The sequence below is a fragment of the Massilia oculi genome, assembly GCF_003143515.1.
GTDB lineage: Bacteria > Pseudomonadota > Gammaproteobacteria > Burkholderiales > Burkholderiaceae_D > Telluria > Telluria oculi.
This window is the reverse complement of sequence record NZ_CP029343.1, coordinates 524,733-544,041: the sequence shown is the minus strand read 5'-3', so window position 1 is coordinate 544,041 and position 19,309 is coordinate 524,733. Positions and strand designations below refer to the sequence as shown.

Below are 19,309 nucleotides of genomic sequence, written 5' to 3'. Positions count from 1 at the left end.
AAACTCCGGTATGATTTGAATTGTTTCCCAAATTCAACATTTGCCGATCCGTGACTCAAACCAATCCAGAACCCATCAGCAGCCTGCCGGCGCGGGCGCTCAATCTCGTCGATTGCGGTGTCATCGTGCTCGACCATGAAGGTTGCATCGTCCTCTGGAACGGCTGGCTGGTGCCGCGTTCCGGCCGCGGCGCGGCCCGGATGCAGGGCCATGCCTTGATCGACGTCTTCCCCGACCTGCGCGGATCGCGCGTCGAGGCGGCCATCTTCGCCGCGCTGCTCGAAGGCGTCGCCACCGAGCACGTGCCGCCCTCGAACAGCCGTGCGCCATTCCCGCTGCGCGCGCCGGGCAGTTTCGACGGCGCCCTGATCGACCAGGCGGTCTCGGTCACGCCGTTCGACGAAGGCGGCCAGCGCTTCTGCCTGGTCGAGATCCGCGACGTGAGCAGCATCGCGGTGCGCGAGCGGCGCCTGATGGAGCACGCCGAATCGCTGCGCGCGCGTTCCTATATCGATGGCCTGACCGGGATCGCCAACCGCCGCCATTTCGACGTGGCGCTGGAGCGCGAACTGCGCCGCGCGCAGCGCGCGGATGGCGCGCTGGCGCTGCTGCTGGTCGATATCGATTCGTTCAAGGCCTATAACGACCACTTCGGCCACCAGCAGGGCGACAGCTGCCTGGCAATGGTGGCCCAGGAGCTGGCCGGCATGCTCAAGCGGCCGGCCGACCTGGCGGCGCGCTATGGCGGCGAAGAGTTCGCGGCGGTGTTGCCCGAGACTACTTTGGAACAGGCGCGCGTGCTGGCCGACCGCATCCGCGCCCACGTCGCCGGCCTGGGCCTGCAGCAGGCGCCGGCCGCCCACCATCCGCAGGTCACGCTCAGCATCGGCGTCTCCGCCTTCGACCGGGCGCGCCTGAATGCGCCGGAAGCGCTGATCGAGGCTGCCGACAAGGCGCTATACGCGGCCAAGCGCGGCGGCCGCAATCGCGTGGTCGCCGACGGCGACGAAGTGGACGCCGCCGCCTGAAGCGTCAGACGGGCGGCAGCCGGTCCAGCAGCTTGTCGAGCGTGACCGGATACTCGCGCACGCGCACGCCGGTGGCGTTGTAGATCGCATTCGCGACCGCGGCGCCGACTCCGCAGATACCGAGCTCGCCGACGCCCTTTGCTTTCATGGGCGAGGACAGCTCGTCTTCTTCCTTGAGGAACACGACTTCCTGGTGGGGGATGTCGGCGTGAATCGGCACCTCGTAGGTGGCGAGATCGTGGTTGGCGAAGAAGCCGAGGCGCTTGTCGACCACCAGGTGTTCCATCAGCGCCGCCCCCACGCCCATCGTCATCGCGCCGATCACCTGGCTGCGCGCCTGCTTTGGATTGAGGATGCGGCCGGCCGCGCACACGGCCAGCATGCGCCGCACCCGCACTTCGCCGCTGATCGCGTCGACCGCGACTTCGACGAAGTGGGCGCCGAAGGTCGACAGCTGGTTCTTCTTGTCGAGGCCACCGGAAAATTCGATGGTGTCCTCGGCCACCAGCTCGCCGCCGGCGGCGGCTTGCGCCAGCGGCAGGTTGCGCCCGCCGGCACGCACGGCGCCGTCCACGAACTCGGCCTCGCTCTCCTTGACGCCAAGCTTGGCGGCGACCTGTTCGCGCAGCTTGGCGCAGGCGGCGTAGACGCCCGAGGTCGAGCTGTTCGCGCCCCACTGGCCGCCGGAGCCTGCCGAGACGGGGAAGCTGGAGTCGCCCAGGCGCACCTCGACCCGATCGAGCGGCACGCCCAGCATTTCGGCCGCCGTCTGGCCGATGATGGTGTAGCTGCCGGTGCCGATATCGGTCATGTCGGTTTCGACGATGACCTTACCTTCGCCCGTGAGCCGCACCCGCGCCGCCGACTTCATCACCGGACTGTTGCGGAAGGCCGAGGCCACGCCGTAGCCGATCAGCCAGCGGCCGTCGCGTGTCTGGCCCGGCTTGGGATTGCGCTTGTTCCAGCCGAACTTCTCGGCGCCCATGCGCATGCACTCGACGAAGCGGCGCTCGGAAAACTTGCGGATCGGCTTCTCGGGATCGACCTTGGTGTCGTTGAGGATGCGGAACTGGACCGGGTCGATGTTCAGCTTTTCGGCCATCTCGTCGATCGCGATTTCGAGCGCCATCATGCCTGGCGCCTCACCCGGCGCGCGCATCGCATTTCCTTCGGGCAGGTCGAGCATGGCGACGCGGGTCGCGGTCATGCGGTCGGCGCCGGCGTACAGGAGGCGGGTCTGCTGGGTGGCGACTTCCGAACTGCCCTTGGGCAGATTGCCGTTCCAGGACTCGTGGCCGATCGCCGTGATGCGGCCGTCGCGGCCGGCGCCGATGCGGATGCGCTGGATGGTCGCCGGGCGGTGCGTGGTGTTATTGAAGATGAGGTGACGGTGCAGCGCCACTTTCACCGGACGCTTGGCTGCGCGCGCGCCCAGCGACGCCAGCAGGGCGTCGGCGCGCAGGAACAGCTTGGACCCGAAGCCGCCGCCGACGTAAGGCGAGATCACGCGCACCTTGTCCTTCGGGATGTTCAGCGTCTTCGACAGGTCCTTGACGCACCAGTTGATCATCTGATTCGAGGTCCATACCGTCAGCTTGTCGCCTTCCCACACGGCGGTGGAGGCATGCGGCTCCATCATCGCGTGCGACTGGTCCGGGGTGGTATAGGTAGCGTCGAGCTTCACCGGGGCGGTATCGAAACCACGCTGGAAGTTGCCGGCCTTGGAGTCGGGCGGGTCGGATTCCCAGTCGGGCTTCACGGCCTTGTCCTTCTCGGCGGCGAGGTCGAAGCGACCTTTCTCTTCGACGTACTTCACACGCACAAGATGCGATGCGGCGCGCGCCTGCTCGAAGGTCTCGGCCACCACGAGCGCGACGGCCTGGTGGTAGTGCTCGACCTTGGGGCCGGCCAGCAGGTGGGCGACGTTCATGTCGCCTTTACCCAGCTTGCCGGCATTGGCGGCCGTGACCACGGCCAGCACGCCGGGTGCGCGGCGCGCGGCGTCGATCTCGACCGAGGCGATGCGGCCCTTGGCGATGCTGGAGCCGACCACGAAGCCGTGGGCGGCGTTCGGCACTTCCTTGTGGTGCTCGTAGGCGTAGGGCGCGGTGCCGGTGCACTTGAGCGGGCCATCGATGCGGTCGAGCGGCTGGCCGACGTAGCGCTGGCGGTCGATGGGATTGGTGGTGGCTGGAGTCGTGAATTTCATGGGATCAGCCTTTCTTCGCTGCGGACATCGCTTCCGCGAGGGTACGGTGCACCAGGGTCACCTTGAATGCGTTGTCTTCGGTGGTACGGGCGCCGGCCATCAGGCGATCGGATACCGCCCTGGCGCCTTGCGCCATCTGCCGTTCGGCCTCTTCGACCCGCCACGGCTTGTGCGCCACGCCGCCGACCGCCACGCGGCCGCTGCCGTCGGGCAGGATCACGGTGGCGACCGATACCAGGGCAAAAGCGTAGGAAGCGCGGTCGCGCACCTTGCGGTAGGCGTGCACGCCGCCCAGCGGCCTCGGCAATTTGACGGAGGTGATCAATTCGCCCGGCTCGAGCACGGTCTCGATGTGCGGGGTATTGCCCGGCAGCCGGTGGAAATCGGCGATCGGGATGCTGCGCATGCTGCCGTCGGCCTTCACCGTCTCCACCTCGGCGTCGAGCAGGCGCATGGCGATCGCCATATCGCTCGGGTGGACGGCGATGCAGGCTTCGCTGGCGCCGACCACGGCGTGGTGGCGGGTGAAGCCGCCGATGGCGGCGCAGCCGCTGCCCGGCTGGCGCTTGTTGCACTTCTGCGCCGTATCGTAGAAATACGGGCAGCGGGTGCGCTGCAACAGGTTGCCCGAAGTGGTCGCCTTGTTGCGCAACTGCGTCGACGCACCCGCCAGCAGGGCGCGCGACAGCACGGCGTAATCCTTGCGCACGCGCGCGTCGGCCGCCAGGTCGGTGTTGCGCACCAGGGCGCCCACACGGAGGCCGCCGTCGGCGGTGGGCTCGATCTCGTCGAAGCCAAGACCGTTGACGTCGACCAGGGCGGTCGGGGTCTCGATCTCGAGTTTCATGAGGTCGAGCAGATTGGTGCCGCCGGCGATGAAGCGGGCGTTCGGGGTGCGGGCGACGAGCTGGGCGGCCTGAGCCGGCGAGGTGGCGCGCTGGTAGGTGAATGCCTTCATGCCTTGACCCCTCCCACTTCGGTGATCGCATCGATGATGTTCGAGTAGGCGCCACATCGGCAGATATTGCCGCTCATGCGTTCGCGGATCTCTTCGACGGAGAGCAGGGGTTTCGCATTCAGGTCGGCGGTCACGTGGCTCGGAATGCCCTGGCGGATTTCCTCGATCACGGACACGCTGGCACAGATCTGACCGGGGGTACAGTAGCCGCACTGGTAGCCGTCGTGCTTGATGAAGGCGGCCTGCATCGGATGGAGCTTCTCTGGCGTCCCGAGGCCCTCGATGGTGGTGATGCTGGCGCCTTCGTGCATGACCGCCAGCGACAGGCAGGAGTTGATGCGGCGCCCGTCCATGATGACGGTGCAGGCGCCGCACTGGCCCTGGTCGCAGCCCTTCTTGGAACCGGTCAGGTGCAGGTGCTCGCGCAGCGCGTCGAGCAGGCTGGTGCGGGTGTCCAGCTCCAGGGTGACCTGCTTGCCGTTGACGGTGAAGGTGACGCCGGTGGTGACCGGCTCGGGAGTGGTGGCCGCGCCAGCCGTCGGTGCGGCCTGCTGGGCATGCGCGCCCGGGACGGCCGCGGTCGATACCGACAGGGCGCCGGCGATCAACAGGTCGCGCCGGGTGAGCTTGACGTCGCTAAATTGGTCCATGCTTATGGCTTCCTTCTCTAGAGTGCGTTGCCCACGCCTGTTCTCGGCGTCAATATTGCGGCGCCGACAGGTGTGGAAGGGCTTGCGGAGTTGTCGAATTGATTCTAAGTCAGCTGCCGGGAAGGCCGCGTTCACTTGAAACCTGAAGGATCTGGCTGGCTGTTAAGCACGCCTCGGTCGCACATGGCACATCGGTCCATGCGGGCACATGGTGGGGGGATGCAAGCCCGCACGCAGGCACACGAAACCTCACGCGGACCAACGGGCAGGGCTCGATCGTCCGGACCGGCGGCGCCGGCCAGGGCGGTGTTGGAGCATGAGGAAGGGCTGCGCCTATTGCTGAAGGACGTAGTCGCCCGGCGCCGGCGCCGTATTGGGCATTGGTGCCGGCGGCGGAACATGCTTGCCGGCATGGCCTGACAACCATTGTTCCCAGGCGGGCCACCAACTGCCTTCTACCTGGGGCACGCACGCCAGCCAACGGTCGGGATCGATGTAGGGATCGTCATGCCCGTGCACGGCGATCTGGTAGCTACGGTTGGGACTGCCTGGCGGTGAGACCACGCCGGCATTGTGGCCGCCGCTGGTGAGGATGAAAGTGATTTCGGTATCGGTGAGAGGGATGATCTTGTACACCGAGCGCCATGGCGCGACATGGTCGGTGAGCGTGCCGACCGCGCAGATGGGCACGTCGATGTCGCTCAGCGAGACGGGATGTCCGCCGGCCAGGTAGCGCGAGCTGGCCAGGCTGTTGCTCAGGAACAGGCGGTGCAGGTATTCGGAATGCATGCGATAGGGCATGCGAGTGGCGTCGGCATTCCAGGACATCAGGTCGCTCTCTTTCTCGGGCAGGTCGAGCAGGTAGTGGCGCAAGCGCCGCGACCAGATGAGGTCGTTGGAGCGCAGCAGCTGGAAGGCGCCGGCCATCTGGCGCGTGTCGAGGTAGCCCTGCTGCCACATGGCGGCCTCCAGGAAGCTGACCTGGCTGTCGTCGATGAACAGCGACAGCTCGCCGGGCTCGGTAAAGTCAACCTGGGCCGCCAGCAGCGAGATGCTGGCCAGGCGCAGATCGTGGTCGCGCGCCATGGCGGCGGCGGCGATCGCCAGCAGGGTGCCGCCCAGGCAATATCCAGCGGCATTGATCTTGCTGGCGCCGGTCTGGGCGACGATGGCGTCGAGCGCGGCAGTGATGCCCAGTTGGCGGTAGTCGTCCATGGAGAGGTCGCGATCTTCGGCCTGGGGGTTCTTCCACGACACCATGTACACGGTATGGCCGCGCTCGACCAGGTAGCGCACCAGGGAATTGTGCGGTGACAGGTCGAGAATGTAGAACTTCATGATCCAGGCCGGCACGATCAGGAGCGGCACTTCGTGCACGGCGGGGCCTACGGGGTCGTAGCGCAGCAATTCGATGAGCCGGTTCCGCATCACCACCTTGCCCGGCGTGATGGCCACCTCGCGCCCCGGCCGGTAGTTGACCACGCGCGGCTTGCCCGCGAGCAGCCCTTGCACGTCGCGCCGGGCGCGCATGGCGCCGTTGACGAGGTTCATCCCGCCGCTGGCCAGCACGGCGCGTTGCACGACGGGGTTGGTGGTGACGAAATTCGACGGCGCCACGCAGTCGAGCAGCTGGCGGGCGACGAAGGTGACGACGTCGGCATGGTGCGGCGCCACGCCGCGCACGCTGGAGGTGGCGCGGTGCCACCATTGCTGGCTCAGCAGGAAGCCCTGGCTGAGCTGGCGCCAGGGCCAGGCATTCCAGGCCGGATCGACGAAACGTTTATCCTGGGCCAGCGGTCGCACCAGATCGGCGGCATCGCCGGCCGGCGTGACCAGGTAGTGCAGCCAGCGCTGCCAGCCGAGGGCAGCGTCGGTGGCCAGCTCGTGCTGCTTGTCGGGCGACATCATGAGGTGGCTGGCCCAGTCGAACCAGGCCATGGAGAGCGCTGCCGGCGACAGGTTGCCGGTGAGGCGGCCCAGCCAGGCCCACAGCACCAGGTCGGCATGGACTTGCCCGCTGCCGGCGACCCGCGCATGGCGGTGGGTGCCGCCGAGCCAGGCGCTGCCTTCGAGCCGGCGCGTGCTGCCGGCGGCATCGGGTCGCCGATTGGGCAAGGTATCGGGCGCCATGGCGGGGGCTCGCGGCATGCAGTTGCGCTCAGTGCGCGATCAGGAGCGGTGTGTCGCTGCCCGCCAGCAGCGCGCGCGTGACACCGCCGAGGACGAATTCGCGGTAGCGGCTATGGCCGAAGGCGCCTGTGACCAGCAGGCCGGCATCGTGCTCGCGCGCGACCTTGAGGAGCGCCTCGCCGGTGCTGCTGCGCGTGGTCTCGATGACGACGTCGACCTTGACCCCGTGGCGCGCCAGGTGCAGCGCCATGTCGGCGCCCGGTTCCTCTCCATGCATCTCGGCCATGGCGCCGGGATTGATGAGGGTGAGCTTGACCGTATCGGCTTGCCGTAGCAGGGGCAGGGCGGCGGAGATCGCGCGGATCGCCTGCATGCTGCCATCCCAGCCGACGACGGCGGTGCCGGGCAGGGGCCGGTTTTTCCAGCCGGGCGGCACCACCAGCACGGGACGCGCACCGTGCAGCGCGACGTATTCGGGCAAGCCGCGCGCCTGGGCCGGGATGCCCGGCACGGCGATCGGTTCGCCGTCGCGGCTGACGATCACGAGATCGGCATAGCGCGATTCGAGCAGCAGGGCGTAGCGGGCGTCGTCTTCGAGCATGCGCGTCTCGAAACTGGTGACCCCTTGGCGCTGGACGGCGGTGCTGAATTCTTCGAGCCGCGCCTCGACTGCCTCGCGCACCCCGCTGAAATCGGATTCGGGCATCATCGGTGCCCCCATCGAGCCGACCAGGAGGGAATAGTCGAGCCAGGAAATGCCGGTGGCGGCGCTGCCGACGAGGTGGGCGTCGAAGGCATTGGCCAGCAGCGCGCCGGCGCGCAGGCGCGCCTCTTGCTCGGGACTGCCGTCGACGTGAACCACGATAGTCTTGTACATGCTCGTTCCTTTCTTTTCGGTAAAAGCGGACTCGGGCGGATAGACGTTCCGGAACCTGCCAAGGGAGCGACCCTGGACGGTTTCTGGCCTATACGCTTGGATTATTTAAAGTCCACTTTATTCCCGGATCGGAGACGTGTCAGGGGCGCGGTTGATGTGAATCAAAAAATCTAACAAAGAAGGCGGAGAAATGCCGAGGAGCATTGTCCTGAAGGTGTACGACTGTTCTGACGCAAGGACGCGGTCGCGATTACCACTTTCAGGCCTTGTGACTATCCGGCTTGGCCGCATACTCATGTCATTACCGGCGATGTGGTCGGTTCTCTTGTGTCTCCATCTCGGCCCTGCCGAGGACTTGGCCGTTGCCTGCTTCGTGCGGCAGCGGCTTTTTTTTATCAGATGGCAGGATCCGTGGCATGCGCTGTGGCGAGGTCCGGCGCGGCGGACGGTCGCGCGGCGGCAGTGACGGGCTTGGCGGCGTGCGCGGCCAGGTCGCCGGGAACGAGTACTTCCCAGTTCGTGCTAACGAGGTCGAGGACCATTTCCTCTTGCCGGCCGCAGCAGGTGCAGGTGCGCTGGTCTCGGGTCCTTTCGTACTGCCAGGAATGGGTCGTCGCGATTGCGCTCGTGATGGCCGAAAAGAACGATTTTGATGCCGAGAGAAATCCCATGATGCTCGCCAGAAGTTAACCTGGTCAGCCTATTACGGAACTTGTCGTTACGCAAGATACTGAACAGACAAAGGCAACAGTCCCTCGCTCGCGGCTGCTCGAGTGTTGTGAAATGGATGAATCAGAGGCCGGACCAGGGGCGTGGCGATCCTTGGCGATTCAAGTGACTTCGAAAGTCGCGCTCATGACGCCGACCAGCGCCACCATCTCGGCCGACCCGACCCGACCCGACCCGACCCGACTCGACCAGTGCCGGCAGCACGTCGCCGCGATCGACTGGCCATTGACCAGCAGCGCATTCCATTCCGACAGTTCGAGCGCCGTCGCGTCGCGCCCGAGTGCCGTTCGGTACAGATGGGCGACGAGGGCCGCCTCGTCCGGTCCGCCCGTTGCTTCATCGGCAGCGACGAAGCTGGCGGCGCTGTCGGTCAGCGAGGCCGTCGATGTTGACGGTGGCTGAAACGGTTGCCATGGCGCTTCTTTACGCATGGGCATGTTGAAGCCGCCTAGTGCAAAGGTGAATGAGCCGTGAGCCGGCAAAACGGGTGCTATCGCGGGCGTCGATACTCATTGCGCCTCAGCCAACGCATCGGCCTGGCCGAGGCAGGCCGGAAAAAGGGCCTGCCACAGTGCCATGGCCGACACCAGATCTGCATCGCCTGCAGCGACGAGCGCAAGCGCGAGACCCGGTATCAGGACTAGCGTCAGATCTGATACTGGCGAATGCAAGCAGCGGCACGCATTGGCAAGCTGTTCGGGTGATCGCAGCAGAATTCAGCAATCCAGCCGGTACAGTGTACGAACCCTTTGCACGCCGTGGGATATGGCCATCATTTCTGCAAGGCCCCTGGTAGTAAAGCTTTGCGCGCGGACCTCGTGCAAGGCAGCCGCCTGTTTCGGTGCATCGGGGATGCCGCGGATTCTCTCGATCGAGTATGCGGGCCAGAATCCCCCGTCGGGGGCTTCCACCACGCGACCATGGATGCGGTAATCGCCTTCATCCCAAGGGTTGACCGACCTTGTTGAGCCGAAGCTGTCCATAAACCCCTCGTTCTAAATCGACAACTTATTTTACGAGCGGCGGGGCCTGAGGTCAGTACAAAGCATATCAACAGCGGTTCAAATTCGTACCGGCCATGCTGAATGCATACGGCGTTTCTCGCCTTGAACGGCTGAAGTTTGCCAAAAGCGTCGCGAGCCTCGCTACCGCCGGCTGTAACCGGGTCTGCAATGGGCTGCGCATCGCCGAAGGGCCTCATGGCTGGAATGGCCGGAAGCCAGGGGTGGCATGGGGCTGGAGAGAACACCCATCCGATAGTTGGTGAAATGCATTATTTGTTGTTTTTAAGAAGCTCCTAAGTGAACGGTGCTGTACGAGGTTGCAAACTGCAATTAATATTTAGAAAGAAATCTCTCCAATTGTCACGCTAGCGTTAACTCCCAGCGATTGATGTGGCCCAAAAGGTGGAATAATGCAGAAGTTACGAGGAAAGCGCGTCGCGCAGATGATGAACGAACTGGAAGCTGAGGGAGTCGTCATCTCCGAAGCGGATCAGGCGATGCTGTGCGCGTACGTAAAAGGATCGGTGAGTGGTACGGATCTGCTTGCGCACGCCGTTCAATTCTGTGATCTTTCGTCGTACCAGAGCTGGCTTTGCGGTAACTTCGGGGGGGCCTACCCTACCATGTTGTCAGAGATATCAATCGAACAACTCGTCGCGGAGATGGCAAGCAGTCTGAGGCATCGAAGCGCCGAGACGTCGACAAGACCGGTGCAGGCACCCTGGGCTCACCGGACTGCCGCCGAACTTCTAGAGCCGTTCCGCCTGGGCGCCCGCGTGACGTCGATCGTCGGTCTCGTCGACCCATCCCCTGTGACAGCCCAGGCCCTCCAGGCCGAACTCGATCACACGCCATAGCGCGACGAGCGAGACTGGACCTTTGATCACAGCGGTAATGCCAGCAAATCGGCAGGCTTTTGCGGCTGCGTACGTTGCATCGCTTGCTGTGATCAGAATGACAGCGGCGGTATGGCAGCGGCTTTTCAACTCACCAGCAAATGAGCGCCGCTCCACCGGGCGCGTCGGGCTGCAGATCAACACTACATCGAACCGTGTCGTCCCCACCGCGCTCAACGCGGCATCATGCTTTTCGGTGGTGATAGTCATATAGCCGAGCGAGGTCATATGAATCTTCAGATCCCCGCACAGCTCACGGCTGTCACCGACTACCAATGCTGCTTTCATGTCGGCACCATGTTCTAGCTACTTGGCTCGACTTTACTGTTGATTCATTCCCTAACAGTAGCAGCGCTCGCCGTTCAGGCAGGCGGGACTTCTCCTACAGGTCATCAATGAGCTACCTTTTTCGGCATTCGGCGGTGACAATGTCGATACCGCAGCGGCCCGACCGCCGCGGCACCCGGCTCCTCGTGTACGACCGACACTGCCTGCGCCACGACGCCTGACGCTTCACATGGTGAGCCCGTGCCTGAAAGTCAGACATGACATTGCCGACGAGAAACACTGCAGTCCCGGCCACAGTGATGCAATAGCGTACAGCGTGCCTCGCGAACAAACTTATTGCGTTGACACCGAATTACGCAGAGCGCTGACCGCAGGTTTCACTTCCGTCGACTGATGCATCGTGTTGCGCCAACGGTTCCCATGGCGTTCCCACACGCGCATGAACCTGCCGGTGTATTGAATTTTGTCGAGACCAACTTCTCGGGTGACCGTGAAGCGCCCAACGGCCACTGCGACAAAACCGTTAAGCCTGATTTCGACTTCATCGACTTTGTAGCTCAGGAATTTGAGCTCCCCTCGTTGCACTGCCATCAGAAGCTGAGTTTTCGATCGAACTCGGCCATTGCTTTCAACGTGGTAATAATAATCAGAGAAAAGGTTCTTCAAGAGCTCTACATCTCCTCGCGCCATTGCGTCTTCTCGAAGCATCTCGGCGTCGCGCAGCGCTTGCATCGCATCCGGCGCCTTCATTGTGCTTCCACGGGAAAGGGATGGGGGCGTTTGGAAATCGCTTTTTGCATGTGCCATGCTTGCTGCGATAGACATGGCGACGAGGCTATATATCGCGTACTTGATGGTTTTTTTATTCATGATCTCGAAGGACCAATTTCTGAATGAAGGCTGCTAGTCGGTTGCGAAGCCGGTTATCGAGTGGCCGGCGCGGCCACCCTGGATCAGCGCGCGCTGAATCAGCCGGAAGAGGCGCGCCTGCTTGGTAGAGCGAGAGGAAACCGGCAGCCATTCCAGATGCGGCGGCGATATCAGAACCAAGGTCGACCTTTACGGCTGCGAAACGGTCAATTACTTGATTCATGCGGAAAGTATGGCAGAAATGGCTACATTCGGTATCTGCTCAAGAGAAGACTATGCGTAGTGCATCTAAATGCGATGCTGGCGCAACAGTGGGCATGTTGGCACCAATCGATACTGCATCAGCGTACAGTATTTCAGTGAGTCAACCATGTCCGCCCCCGCGCAGAAGCGGTGTTGGGTCTGCCTATAGCGGCTCCCCCGGTACATTCAATGTAATTTCAAAGAATTTTGTGGAGGTTCTCTTGAGTACGCTGGCATCAAGGAAGACGGCCTGCGGGAACTGCGCGCAAAGGCAACAATCAGCATCGACGAGGTTCAGCTGAACATTGCCGCGGTGGGATAGCTAGGCCATACCGTGCCGTCGATGAGTTCGAGCTATGTGGATCGCCGCAAACGCGAGTTGGTCAAGCCAAAGAGTTTGAAAAGACGAGAATTAAAGGCTTTTGTGAAAAAACGCGCAGTTTGGGGAACGTTGGAGCGGTAAAAGGAGCACGTACTGACCCCGCATATTCCCTGCACATACCCCGCGCATACCCCGCAGATACCCCGCAGAAACCCGTTGATCAGCATAAATCCTTGATGTCCGGAGCGGGAATCGAATCGGCACGCGATTGCTGGCAGCAGATTTTAAGTCTAGCGCCAAGGTTATTAAAATCAAAACCTTAAGCCGGGTTTGCGTTCCGCAAATCTGTAAACGGGAGCGCAGTTCTGTACCGTGAGCAGCGCTATCCATATGTCGTTTTGCGGAACTACTTTGTTGGCGTAACGAGCTTGCCCCTTCGGTGACGGACGTAGTGCTGGGTCATCGTCTGGGTCGAGTGCCCCAGCTGATTCTGGGCTGCTACGATACCCTGAGACTCTTGTTTGCCGCGCGTTCCGCGGCAGCGTCGCAGATATCCCAGGCCAGTACCTGCACAAGCACGGCCCCAGGCCGATTCGGGAAGTTTTTCGCGATCACTGGCATCGGTCGCAAGTTGAGCAAGAAGGATGGGCGCTGCAGACCGCGTTCCGCAGCGGTTGGCGGCACGAGCGAGCCATCGTCCGCGCGCTTGACGGCGCCTTCCGCGCCAAGGTCCGGAGCGCCAAGACCGGCGACTTTCGCCTGGACGGCGACGCCATGCGCGACATCGACACTGCACTAACGATCCACGACTGCCGGATGGAAGTCGCCACCCAGGGCGAGACGGTCGCCGCGCTGCAGCTGGTGAGCCGCCGGATCGATGAGGGCCACGTCTACAATGAGGCCGCTTGACGATCAAGAGCCTGCTGGCGCGCGGCATGATCGCACTCCCTCAACTTGAGGAAGTGCCGAACGACGGCCCGGACCCGAAGATGATCCGTCAAGACCGCGTCGGCAAGCGCGACTCCTATGTGATCGCGGCGCAGCTGTCGCCCCAGTTCACCGCGCGGCTGGTCGACCGTTGGCAGGGGCTGGAGGCCGTCGGGCCAGCGCAGGTCGTGCCGCAGTCGTTCGCGGCGGCGCTGCGTCTCACGGCCGAGCAGCAGGAGTTGATCGATGCTCAGGCCGCCCAGCTCGCCGCGGCGGCGCCGGCCGTGGAGTTCGTCGAGCGCTATGCCGACTCGAGCGGCACCAAAGGCTTCCGCGAGGTGGCCAGGCTGCTGGGTGCGAACGAAAGCGCATTCGGGGAGTTACTGCTCGACCAGAAGATCATGTACCGCCTCGGCGGCGCGCTGACGCCCCATGCCCAGTACATGGACGCCAGCCGCTTCTGCGTGAAGGCCGGCACTGCCCAGAACAACCACGCGTTCAACGCCGCGCGCTTTATCCCGAAGGGCGTGACCTGGACCGCGGGCGAGTGGGCAAAGCACCAAGTAGCGCTGCGTCAGCACCACGGGGAGGCAGCCCATGCTTGACTACTTCCCATTGCGCGGCCTGGCCGCGTCCAGCCCGACCGTGCACTTGAGGTCTTCGTCGGTGGTCGAGTTGCTGGATGAACTGGATCGCCTGCGCGCCAGCGGCGCCGGTGTCGGTCGCCCCGCCGGTCGCGCCAGTGCCGGCGGCACCGACCGAGCGTCGCGGCGTCAAGCCGGAGGGACTGGTGCTCAAGAACCTGGTGCGCCGTAACCCGCCGATGTCAAGGGCCGCGTAGTGGTTGTGCGCCCGGAATCTGCTCTCGCTGCGACCGGCTGGACGTCAAGTCGATAATGCCATCGCTGGGGAGGTAACACCTATTGAGCCGTCCTCGGTTATGACTTTGTGTGCCCTCCATGGGTTCCAATAGAGAATTCCGGCATTGTTGTCGTAGAACGTGTCGCCGTTGTGAACTTGAAGGATTAAAAACTCCGTCATGAGCTTATCCTTCACAGGTCTCATGTTAATTGATTTATCAAGATAGTTCAGCGAAAGTTCAAACAGGTCTTTCTGATCTTGGGTAATGCTGCCGCGGTAAATGGTTGGCATAATTTTCCTACATATCACAATATGTGCTTGCGTTATTTTTATGAACTCTAGACTTAGCCCAAGTGCGCAGGAGCTTTAGAGTCTTCTCATCCGACGTAAGGTATGAGTGTTTAGAAGTTGTACCCTTATCGATAATTCCAAATACTCCGGGCTTCAAGTTGTGCGCATCACTAATAAGCATTCGAACTTTGGATCCGTCGCGAAGAGTAAAATAAATTACGTTGCGAAGCTGGAATTGTTCTTCACCTTCATTCGAGATAATTATCCCTCCGCTTAAAATCGCAGACAGTTCGGCAATCTTCTCCGAATTGCCGTCAATATCATAGATGCATCCGTTCCGTAGCATGTCGGCCTCAGTAACCGGAGCGTAAGTGTTCACGCTTAAGGGATAAAATACCAACTTCGCGCTCTTAATGTCTTTTGCCAGCGGGATCTGCCCAATTCTCTCGTCGGCGGCAACGTGAGTCGAAGATAAAATGGCTGCTGCAGCAGCGAACGAAGATCTGAGCATTTTTAGTTTCAGGTTCATCAGGCCTTCCAAGTCATAGTGGCAGTACTAGTTGCGCAGGCCAATGTAATTACCTTTTCCTGTGCAGAGCAGTCCGCGCGCAGAACTGCTCAAGCGACGGTAATAAAATCATCGCCAACGACAACTTGCGAATGTTCACAAAGTGTAACAAAAGAGAGATTCTTGGCGGAAACGAGTCAATTAGTTGATGATCGACCTCAGGGTGTTTACAAACAATTTTTGCTGGTTGGGAAATAGTTATCTAGCTGTTTAGTTTCGTGTGATCATGTTCCCCGTCGCAGCATGGCCTTGTTCCGTGCAAAGGCCGTGCTCGATGAGATAATTGCTGGCTTCCCGCATCGTTCGTCAGCCCCTCGCAGAACATCACCATATCGAGCATGAGTTCACGCATTCACCCGCAAGCCCGCACCACGCCAAAAATCCGTCAGGAGATCAAGGATTCCGGCCTGTCCGACCGTCAAGCGGCCAAGGTGTTCAATATCACTCGGGCCACCGCTGCCAAATGGCTCAAGCGGGACGACGTGCAAGACCGCTCGCATCGTGCTCACACCCTGCATACGACCCTGAGCGCAGCCCAGGAACTGGTCGTGCTGTCCCTGCGCCAGACGCTTTACTTACCGCTCGACGACCTGCTCTACATCACCCGGCAATACATCAATCCCGAGGTCTCCCGTTCAGGCATTGCGCGACTGCTCAAACGCGAAGGCATGGCACGACTGGAGGACGTGATCCCTCAAGCTGAAGGCGAAACGATCAAGGCCAAGAAGACCTTCAAGGACTATGAGCCAGGCTTCCTGCACGTCGATATCAAGTACCTGCCACAGATGCCTGACGAAACCTCACGCCGCTACCTGTTTGTTGCCATTGACCGCGCGACGCGCTGGGTTTTTCTGCATATTTACAACGATATGACTGAACGTAGTAGCGTCGATTTCCTGCGCCGTTTGAAGCTCGCATCGCCGATCAAGATCACCAAGATACTGACCGACAACGGCTCGCAATTTACCGACCGCTTTGCCACCAAAGACAAGAAGCCCAGCGGCAATCACGCCTTCGACAAGGCATGTGGCAGCATGGAAGTCGAGCATCGCCTGGCGCCTCCGCGCCACCCGCAAACTAACGGCATGGTGGAACGCTTCAATGGCAGGATCAGTGAGCTGATCGCGCAGACCCGCTTCGATAGCAGGGCCGATCTGGAGACCACATTGCACAATTACCTCAAGCTTTACAACCACCATATCCCGCAGCGAGCTATCGGCTCAACGACACCGATTCAGGCGCTCAAGAATTGGCAGAAACGCAAACCTGATCTATTCGTCAAACGCGTCTACGATCAGACGGGACTCGACATCTAACGTCACCAAGCTGACCATAAGAATACTTGTTATACCAAGATGCCTTCGATAACTAGGTGCAACTTTAAGGTTGATAAATAGAAAATCTCGGGCAGGCTTTCATGGGATAAAAGTGCTGGTGTCGTCAGAAGCATTTCAAGGAGAAATCTAAAGTTTGCCGAGCGCTACCTCAACGCACTGAGCACCTCCAACCTGGAGGACGACGACCAGCACCACCAGACCGGGCAGCTGGTGCCGCAGCGCTGGCAGACCTGTCCGGAGGCTCGGGCGAGCTGTTCGGGTCAATGCTGTTGCGCGCGCATATCGCTGGCATGCCGCGTCAGCCCGTTGAGAGTGCGGCGCGCGCGCTGGCGGTACTGCTGCGCGTCTGAACCTGCGCGGTGGCGCATAAGGGATTCAAGCGGAAATCGTTCAACATTAAGGCTGAATGGGACATCGCCGCCGTCTGCGGTCTCTATAAGAAGATCGCCCGCGCGAGTCTCTCCCATTGGCTGGGCGGCGAGTGCGAGTGCTGCCACGACACCAAGGTCGTCGGCGGGAGTGCGTGCACGCATTGCGACGGCACCGGCCTTGAGCCGATCCAGGGCGGCGCGATCGAGCGCGAGAAGGTGCTCGATATGGTTGCGACTCATCAGCGAAACCGCTCATCACGCCGCTGCGCGATGCGAGGTCAATTACTATTGCACGGCAAAATGATGCTATTCAGCGGCATTGAGCGTGACGGCGCCTTCGGCCTCGAGCAGGAATGGGCGGTCCAGATCATCGGCGCGAAGTAGCTTGGCACGCACTTTTGCGGAACCATCGCAAGGGGTGGGGATTTGCAGAGGGGTGCATAAACACTGGTGCCCGGAGCCGGTAACGTTGAGCTATTAAATTCAACAACTTACCGTGGGATTTGCCAAAAAAATGCCAGATAAAATAAGCGAGGCTGAATGGGCTGACCTTTACGAACGTGAGCGCTTCCAAGTTCCGTCTCGAGAGCTAAGTCCACAGGTGAACAGGAGTTTTGTTTGGGAGGGGTGGGATAAGCAGCACAAGACCCCTGCCGCATGGTTGACGCATTATGCCAGCGCCTTCCATTTCAGCAATGAGGAAATTCTAGCGGCGCGGACGTCTAGCGATATGCCATTCGCAGGGGTATCTATTTCCTGTTTGACGACAATGAGTGCGTGTACGTGGGGCAAACGAAGTGCTTCTGGGATCGGTCTCAGCAGCATCAAAAAAACGGCCTCCGCTGGACCTCACATGCTTATTTCGAAGCGCCGAAAAGGCATGCGAAGGCGATCGAGGCCTACTACATTAGGCGTATGAGGCCATGCTTCAACAGCAGCTTCCCGAATGAAGTGACGTATTCGGAGCTGGTGGATAAACTCGGGCTCGACCGGCCCCAGGTTGACGCGCTTATGGCCCCAGCCGCACCGACCACTCCTGGACATACGCCGGCCCCTTGTCGCCCTGCGGCCGTTCCTCGCCCTTGAGCAGCATGCCGGCGCCGTGCATCGTGGTCAGCTTCGCCTCGTAGAGAATCAGCAGTGGATCGGCCACTTGGTTGCCTGGGCGCTGCAGCTCCGCCACGATCATGCCACCCAAGCCGTGCACGACCAGCTCGCCCTCAACGAACGGCGCGCGGGCTATCTCGTTGTCGGACATGCGCTGGCCGCGCTTGCGGAGGAGTTTTACTTTGGCGAGCATCCGGGCAGTGTAGCACCGCTGAGTTTCCCGTCCTCGAGCGGCTCACCCAGCATCCGCTGCATCATCGCTTCGGCGGGCGCCGACACCTCGCCACCAGCGATGACCACCAGCCGCGGCCCGGCGTCCTTGCGCTCCTGGTGAACGGTCAGGACGTGGCCGCCACCGCCCGGCGTGAGCGCGTAGATGTCGAACTCCATCACGGCGCCGCCGGGGCGGGCGGGGTGTACCGGCTGCCACCGAACAGGCGCACCGCCAGCACCATGGGGCCACGGCGCCATGCCGGAACGCCGCACGCCTCGAGCGCCTCGCCGTAGACCTCGTCGGCCAGCGCGCGCGGCACGGCGCCGGTCTCGTAGAGGAAGTCGTGCACGACCGCAGCCTCGTCGCCCACGCCGCCGAACAGCCAGTAGGTGAGCGGCGCACGCGGCACGCTGGCGAAGTCGGTGACGAAGCCTTCCGGCACGACTACGTAGCGGTCGAGCAGCGCCGACGAGAACGCCAGCGGCGCCAGCAGGATCCGGTCGGCGCTGGTCAGGCTCACGCGATCGGTGCGCAGCGTCGACAGGAAGCGGGCCTTACTTGCCCGCGGCGCCATTGCGCACCTCGTCGCCGGTATAGGTGCCGGAGCACTGCAGGGCCAGGTTCGAGCAGCCGGCTAGGGCGAGCAGGGCGGCGAGCAGCAAGATGCGTTTCATGGCTTTCCTTTCAGGTGGTCGTACTGGGACATGTTCCTGCCGCGCATGACGGCGATCAGGTTCTCGGCATACTTCGGGTCGGTGGCATAGCCGGCCTTCTGCAGCGCGCGCGCCCAGGCCTCGCCGGTCACTTCCTTGAAGCACGCGGCGTAGCGCGGGTTGGCCTTGAAGAAGCGCGCGCGGTCGGCGATGCAGTCGTCGATGCTGGCGTAGGCGCGGAACTTGTCGACCACGTTTACGCGTTTGCCGGCGACGTATTCGTGCGTGGCGACGTCGACGGTCTTGCCCTTCCAGGCGCGGTCGGCCTTGATGCCGAACAGGTTGTTGCCGGGCGCGCGGGAACCCCAGCCGGACTCGAGCGCCGCCTGGCCGATCGTAATCGACGCCGGGATGCCGTGCTCGCGGTGCACGCGTTGGGCGGCCGGCAGTAGCATGTTGATGAAAGCGAGTGGTGGCATGGTCAGCCCTTCAGGTGGGAGATGAGCCAGGTCAGCCCGCTGCCGAGCGAGCCGGCGGCGCCGCCGATCAGCATCAGCGTGCGCCAGCCTCCGCGGGCCTGGGCCAGCTGGTTGAGCACGCGATCGAGCTTCTGGTCGAGTTCTTGGTTGGAGGCGTCCAGCCGCGCGATTGCGGCCTTCATGTACGCGACTTCGACCTGGAGCTGGGCCAGGGCGATCATGTTTTGCTGGTCGGTGGTGGTGGTCACGGGGACCTTTCAGAAAAGAGAAAGGCCACCCGGAGGTGGCCTATAATTG

The 19,309-nt window shown here is 62.2% G+C and carries 23 protein-coding genes; 6 read left to right on the top strand and 17 right to left on the bottom strand.

Annotation, left to right across the window (positions count from 1 at the left end):
- Window positions 1-50: 50 nt before the first annotated feature.
- Window positions 51-1,028 (top strand): sensor domain-containing diguanylate cyclase, encoded by a 978-nt coding sequence (locus DIR46_RS02485; protein ID WP_109343836.1) that lies wholly within the window; start codon window positions 51-53, stop codon window positions 1,026-1,028.
- Between the two features lie 4 nt (window positions 1,029-1,032).
- Here the strand turns inward: DIR46_RS02485 and paoC are convergent, their stop codons facing one another.
- From paoC to DIR46_RS02435, 10 genes are all read right to left on the bottom strand, one after another.
- Window positions 1,033-3,237 (bottom strand): aldehyde oxidoreductase molybdenum-binding subunit PaoC, encoded by a 2,205-nt coding sequence (gene paoC, locus DIR46_RS02480; protein WP_109343835.1) that lies wholly within the window; start codon window positions 3,235-3,237, stop codon window positions 1,033-1,035.
- 4 nt (window positions 3,238-3,241) lie between these two features.
- Window positions 3,242-4,195, bottom strand: a complete 954-nt coding sequence (locus DIR46_RS02475; RefSeq protein ID WP_109343834.1) for an FAD binding domain-containing protein — start codon at window positions 4,193-4,195, stop codon at window positions 3,242-3,244.
- Window positions 4,192-4,845: an aldehyde dehydrogenase iron-sulfur subunit PaoA gene (gene paoA / locus DIR46_RS02470; protein WP_109343833.1), complete on the bottom strand. Its 654-nt coding sequence runs from the start codon at window positions 4,843-4,845 to the stop codon at window positions 4,192-4,194. Before paoA ends, DIR46_RS02475 begins: the two co-directional genes overlap by 4 nt.
- 333 nt (window positions 4,846-5,178) lie before the next feature.
- Entirely contained in the window at window positions 5,179-6,993 is a 1,815-nt protein-coding gene (locus DIR46_RS02465) for a PHA/PHB synthase family protein (RefSeq protein ID WP_229446460.1), read from the bottom strand.
- 10 nt (window positions 6,994-7,003) lie between these two features.
- Complete coding sequence (locus DIR46_RS02460; protein WP_109343831.1) at window positions 7,004-7,852, bottom strand: universal stress protein; 849 nt, start codon at window positions 7,850-7,852, stop codon at window positions 7,004-7,006.
- Between the two features lie 395 nt (window positions 7,853-8,247).
- Window positions 8,248-8,523 carry a hypothetical protein gene (locus tag DIR46_RS02455; protein ID WP_109343830.1) on the bottom strand — a complete coding sequence of 92 codons (276 nt, stop codon included), beginning with the start codon at window positions 8,521-8,523 and terminating at the stop codon, window positions 8,248-8,250.
- Window positions 8,524-8,682: 159 nt separating this feature from the next.
- The gene (locus DIR46_RS02450) at window positions 8,683-9,012 is read right to left on the bottom strand and encodes a DUF4214 domain-containing protein (protein WP_162819398.1); all 330 of its coding nucleotides are present in this window, start codon (window positions 9,010-9,012) and stop codon (window positions 8,683-8,685) included.
- 285 nt (window positions 9,013-9,297) lie between these two features.
- A complete protein-coding gene (locus DIR46_RS02445; protein ID WP_109343828.1) occupies window positions 9,298-9,564 on the bottom strand; it encodes a hypothetical protein in 267 nt (88 codons plus the stop codon).
- Window positions 9,565-10,334: 770 nt separating this feature from the next.
- Window positions 10,335-10,769 (bottom strand): DNA-binding transcriptional response regulator, encoded by a 435-nt coding sequence (locus DIR46_RS26370; protein WP_162819397.1) that lies wholly within the window; start codon window positions 10,767-10,769, stop codon window positions 10,335-10,337.
- A 333-nt stretch (window positions 10,770-11,102) separates the two neighbouring features.
- Window positions 11,103-11,639: a nuclear transport factor 2 family protein gene (locus DIR46_RS02435; RefSeq protein WP_109343826.1), complete on the bottom strand. Its 537-nt coding sequence runs from the start codon at window positions 11,637-11,639 to the stop codon at window positions 11,103-11,105.
- Between the two features lie 1,339 nt (window positions 11,640-12,978).
- Here DIR46_RS02435 and DIR46_RS27565 point away from each other — a divergent pair.
- From DIR46_RS27565 to DIR46_RS26365, 3 genes are all read left to right on the top strand, one after another.
- A complete protein-coding gene (locus DIR46_RS27565) occupies window positions 12,979-13,113 on the top strand; it encodes a hypothetical protein (protein ID WP_282433172.1) in 135 nt (44 codons plus the stop codon).
- A complete protein-coding gene (locus DIR46_RS02430; RefSeq protein WP_109343825.1) occupies window positions 13,110-13,736 on the top strand; it encodes a phage antirepressor KilAC domain-containing protein in 627 nt (208 codons plus the stop codon). The genes DIR46_RS27565 and DIR46_RS02430 overlap by 4 nt, the downstream gene beginning before the upstream one ends.
- Before the next feature lie 77 nt (window positions 13,737-13,813).
- Window positions 13,814-13,972, top strand: a complete 159-nt coding sequence (locus tag DIR46_RS26365) for a hypothetical protein (RefSeq protein WP_162819396.1) — start codon at window positions 13,814-13,816, stop codon at window positions 13,970-13,972.
- 44 nt (window positions 13,973-14,016) lie between these two features.
- Here DIR46_RS26365 and DIR46_RS02425 read toward each other — a convergent pair whose 3' ends face one another.
- Both DIR46_RS02425 and DIR46_RS26360 read right to left on the bottom strand, forming a co-directional pair.
- Complete coding sequence (locus DIR46_RS02425) at window positions 14,017-14,283, bottom strand: hypothetical protein (RefSeq protein WP_109343824.1); 267 nt, start codon at window positions 14,281-14,283, stop codon at window positions 14,017-14,019.
- Between the two features lie 7 nt (window positions 14,284-14,290).
- A complete protein-coding gene (locus DIR46_RS26360) occupies window positions 14,291-14,812 on the bottom strand; it encodes a hypothetical protein (RefSeq protein WP_162819395.1) in 522 nt (173 codons plus the stop codon).
- A 377-nt stretch (window positions 14,813-15,189) separates the two neighbouring features.
- On the opposite strand from DIR46_RS26360, the gene DIR46_RS02420 reads away from it, so the two are divergent.
- Together DIR46_RS02420 and DIR46_RS02415 are read left to right on the top strand one after the other, a co-directional pair.
- The gene (locus tag DIR46_RS02420) at window positions 15,190-16,167 is read left to right on the top strand and encodes an IS481 family transposase (protein WP_109343823.1); all 978 of its coding nucleotides are present in this window, start codon (window positions 15,190-15,192) and stop codon (window positions 16,165-16,167) included.
- 380 nt (window positions 16,168-16,547) lie between these two features.
- The gene (locus DIR46_RS02415; protein WP_109343822.1) at window positions 16,548-16,943 is read left to right on the top strand and encodes a hypothetical protein; all 396 of its coding nucleotides are present in this window, start codon (window positions 16,548-16,550) and stop codon (window positions 16,941-16,943) included.
- Window positions 16,944-17,568: 625 nt separating this feature from the next.
- On the opposite strand, the gene DIR46_RS02410 is transcribed toward DIR46_RS02415, so the two are convergent.
- The 5 genes from DIR46_RS02410 to DIR46_RS02390 all read right to left on the bottom strand — a co-directional run bounded on the left by DIR46_RS02410 (window position 17,569) and on the right by DIR46_RS02390 (window position 19,260).
- Window positions 17,569-17,817: a hypothetical protein gene (locus tag DIR46_RS02410; RefSeq protein WP_162819394.1), complete on the bottom strand. Its 249-nt coding sequence runs from the start codon at window positions 17,815-17,817 to the stop codon at window positions 17,569-17,571.
- A gap of 26 nt (window positions 17,818-17,843) precedes the next feature.
- Entirely contained in the window at window positions 17,844-18,056 is a 213-nt protein-coding gene (locus tag DIR46_RS02405; RefSeq protein WP_109343820.1) for a hypothetical protein, read from the bottom strand.
- Window positions 18,056-18,454, bottom strand: coding sequence for a DUF1353 domain-containing protein (locus tag DIR46_RS02400; protein WP_109343819.1), 399 nt, complete (start codon window positions 18,452-18,454; stop codon window positions 18,056-18,058). Before DIR46_RS02400 ends, DIR46_RS02405 begins: the two co-directional genes overlap by 1 nt.
- Window positions 18,455-18,550: 96 nt before the next feature.
- On the bottom strand, window positions 18,551-19,012 hold the full coding sequence (locus DIR46_RS02395) for a glycoside hydrolase family 73 protein (RefSeq protein WP_109343818.1): 462 nt from the start codon (window positions 19,010-19,012) through the stop codon (window positions 18,551-18,553).
- Window positions 19,013-19,014: 2 nt separating this feature from the next.
- Window positions 19,015-19,260 (bottom strand): hypothetical protein, encoded by a 246-nt coding sequence (locus tag DIR46_RS02390; RefSeq protein WP_109343817.1) that lies wholly within the window; start codon window positions 19,258-19,260, stop codon window positions 19,015-19,017.
- Window positions 19,261-19,309: the final 49 nt, after the last annotated feature.

Excerpts from the sequence above, each read along its gene's own strand:
- paoC (WP_109343835.1), bottom strand. The coding sequence starts at position 3,237 with ATGAAATTCACGACTCCAGCCACCACCAATCCCATCGACCGCCAGCGC.
- DIR46_RS02475 (WP_109343834.1), bottom strand. The coding sequence starts at position 4,195 with ATGAAGGCATTCACCTACCAGCGCGCCACCTCGCCGGCTCAGGCCGCC.
- paoA (WP_109343833.1), bottom strand. The coding sequence starts at position 4,845 with ATGGACCAATTTAGCGACGTCAAGCTCACCCGGCGCGACCTGTTGATC.
- DIR46_RS02465 (WP_229446460.1), bottom strand. The coding sequence starts at position 6,993 with ATGCCGCGAGCCCCCGCCATGGCGCCCGATACCTTGCCCAATCGGCGA.
- DIR46_RS02460 (WP_109343831.1), bottom strand. The coding sequence starts at position 7,852 with ATGTACAAGACTATCGTGGTTCACGTCGACGGCAGTCCCGAGCAAGAG.
- DIR46_RS02455 (WP_109343830.1), bottom strand. The coding sequence starts at position 8,523 with ATGGGATTTCTCTCGGCATCAAAATCGTTCTTTTCGGCCATCACGAGC.
- DIR46_RS02450 (WP_162819398.1), bottom strand. The coding sequence starts at position 9,012 with ATGCGTAAAGAAGCGCCATGGCAACCGTTTCAGCCACCGTCAACATCG.
- DIR46_RS02445 (WP_109343828.1), bottom strand. The coding sequence starts at position 9,564 with ATGGACAGCTTCGGCTCAACAAGGTCGGTCAACCCTTGGGATGAAGGC.
- DIR46_RS26370 (WP_162819397.1), bottom strand. The coding sequence starts at position 10,769 with ATGAAAGCAGCATTGGTAGTCGGTGACAGCCGTGAGCTGTGCGGGGAT.
- DIR46_RS02435 (WP_109343826.1), bottom strand. The coding sequence starts at position 11,639 with ATGAATAAAAAAACCATCAAGTACGCGATATATAGCCTCGTCGCCATG.
- DIR46_RS27565 (WP_282433172.1), top strand. The coding sequence starts at position 12,979 with ATGCGCGACATCGACACTGCACTAACGATCCACGACTGCCGGATGGAA.
- DIR46_RS26365 (WP_162819396.1), top strand. The coding sequence starts at position 13,814 with ATGAACTGGATCGCCTGCGCGCCAGCGGCGCCGGTGTCGGTCGCCCCG.
- DIR46_RS02425 (WP_109343824.1), bottom strand. The coding sequence starts at position 14,283 with ATGCCAACCATTTACCGCGGCAGCATTACCCAAGATCAGAAAGACCTG.
- DIR46_RS26360 (WP_162819395.1), bottom strand. The coding sequence starts at position 14,812 with ATGAACCTGAAACTAAAAATGCTCAGATCTTCGTTCGCTGCTGCAGCA.
- DIR46_RS02420 (WP_109343823.1), top strand. The coding sequence starts at position 15,190 with ATGAGTTCACGCATTCACCCGCAAGCCCGCACCACGCCAAAAATCCGT.
- DIR46_RS02410 (WP_162819394.1), bottom strand. The coding sequence starts at position 17,817 with ATGTCCGACAACGAGATAGCCCGCGCGCCGTTCGTTGAGGGCGAGCTG.
- DIR46_RS02405 (WP_109343820.1), bottom strand. The coding sequence starts at position 18,056 with ATGGAGTTCGACATCTACGCGCTCACGCCGGGCGGTGGCGGCCACGTC.
- DIR46_RS02400 (WP_109343819.1), bottom strand. The coding sequence starts at position 18,454 with ATGGCGCCGCGGGCAAGTAAGGCCCGCTTCCTGTCGACGCTGCGCACC.
- DIR46_RS02395 (WP_109343818.1), bottom strand. The coding sequence starts at position 19,012 with ATGCCACCACTCGCTTTCATCAACATGCTACTGCCGGCCGCCCAACGC.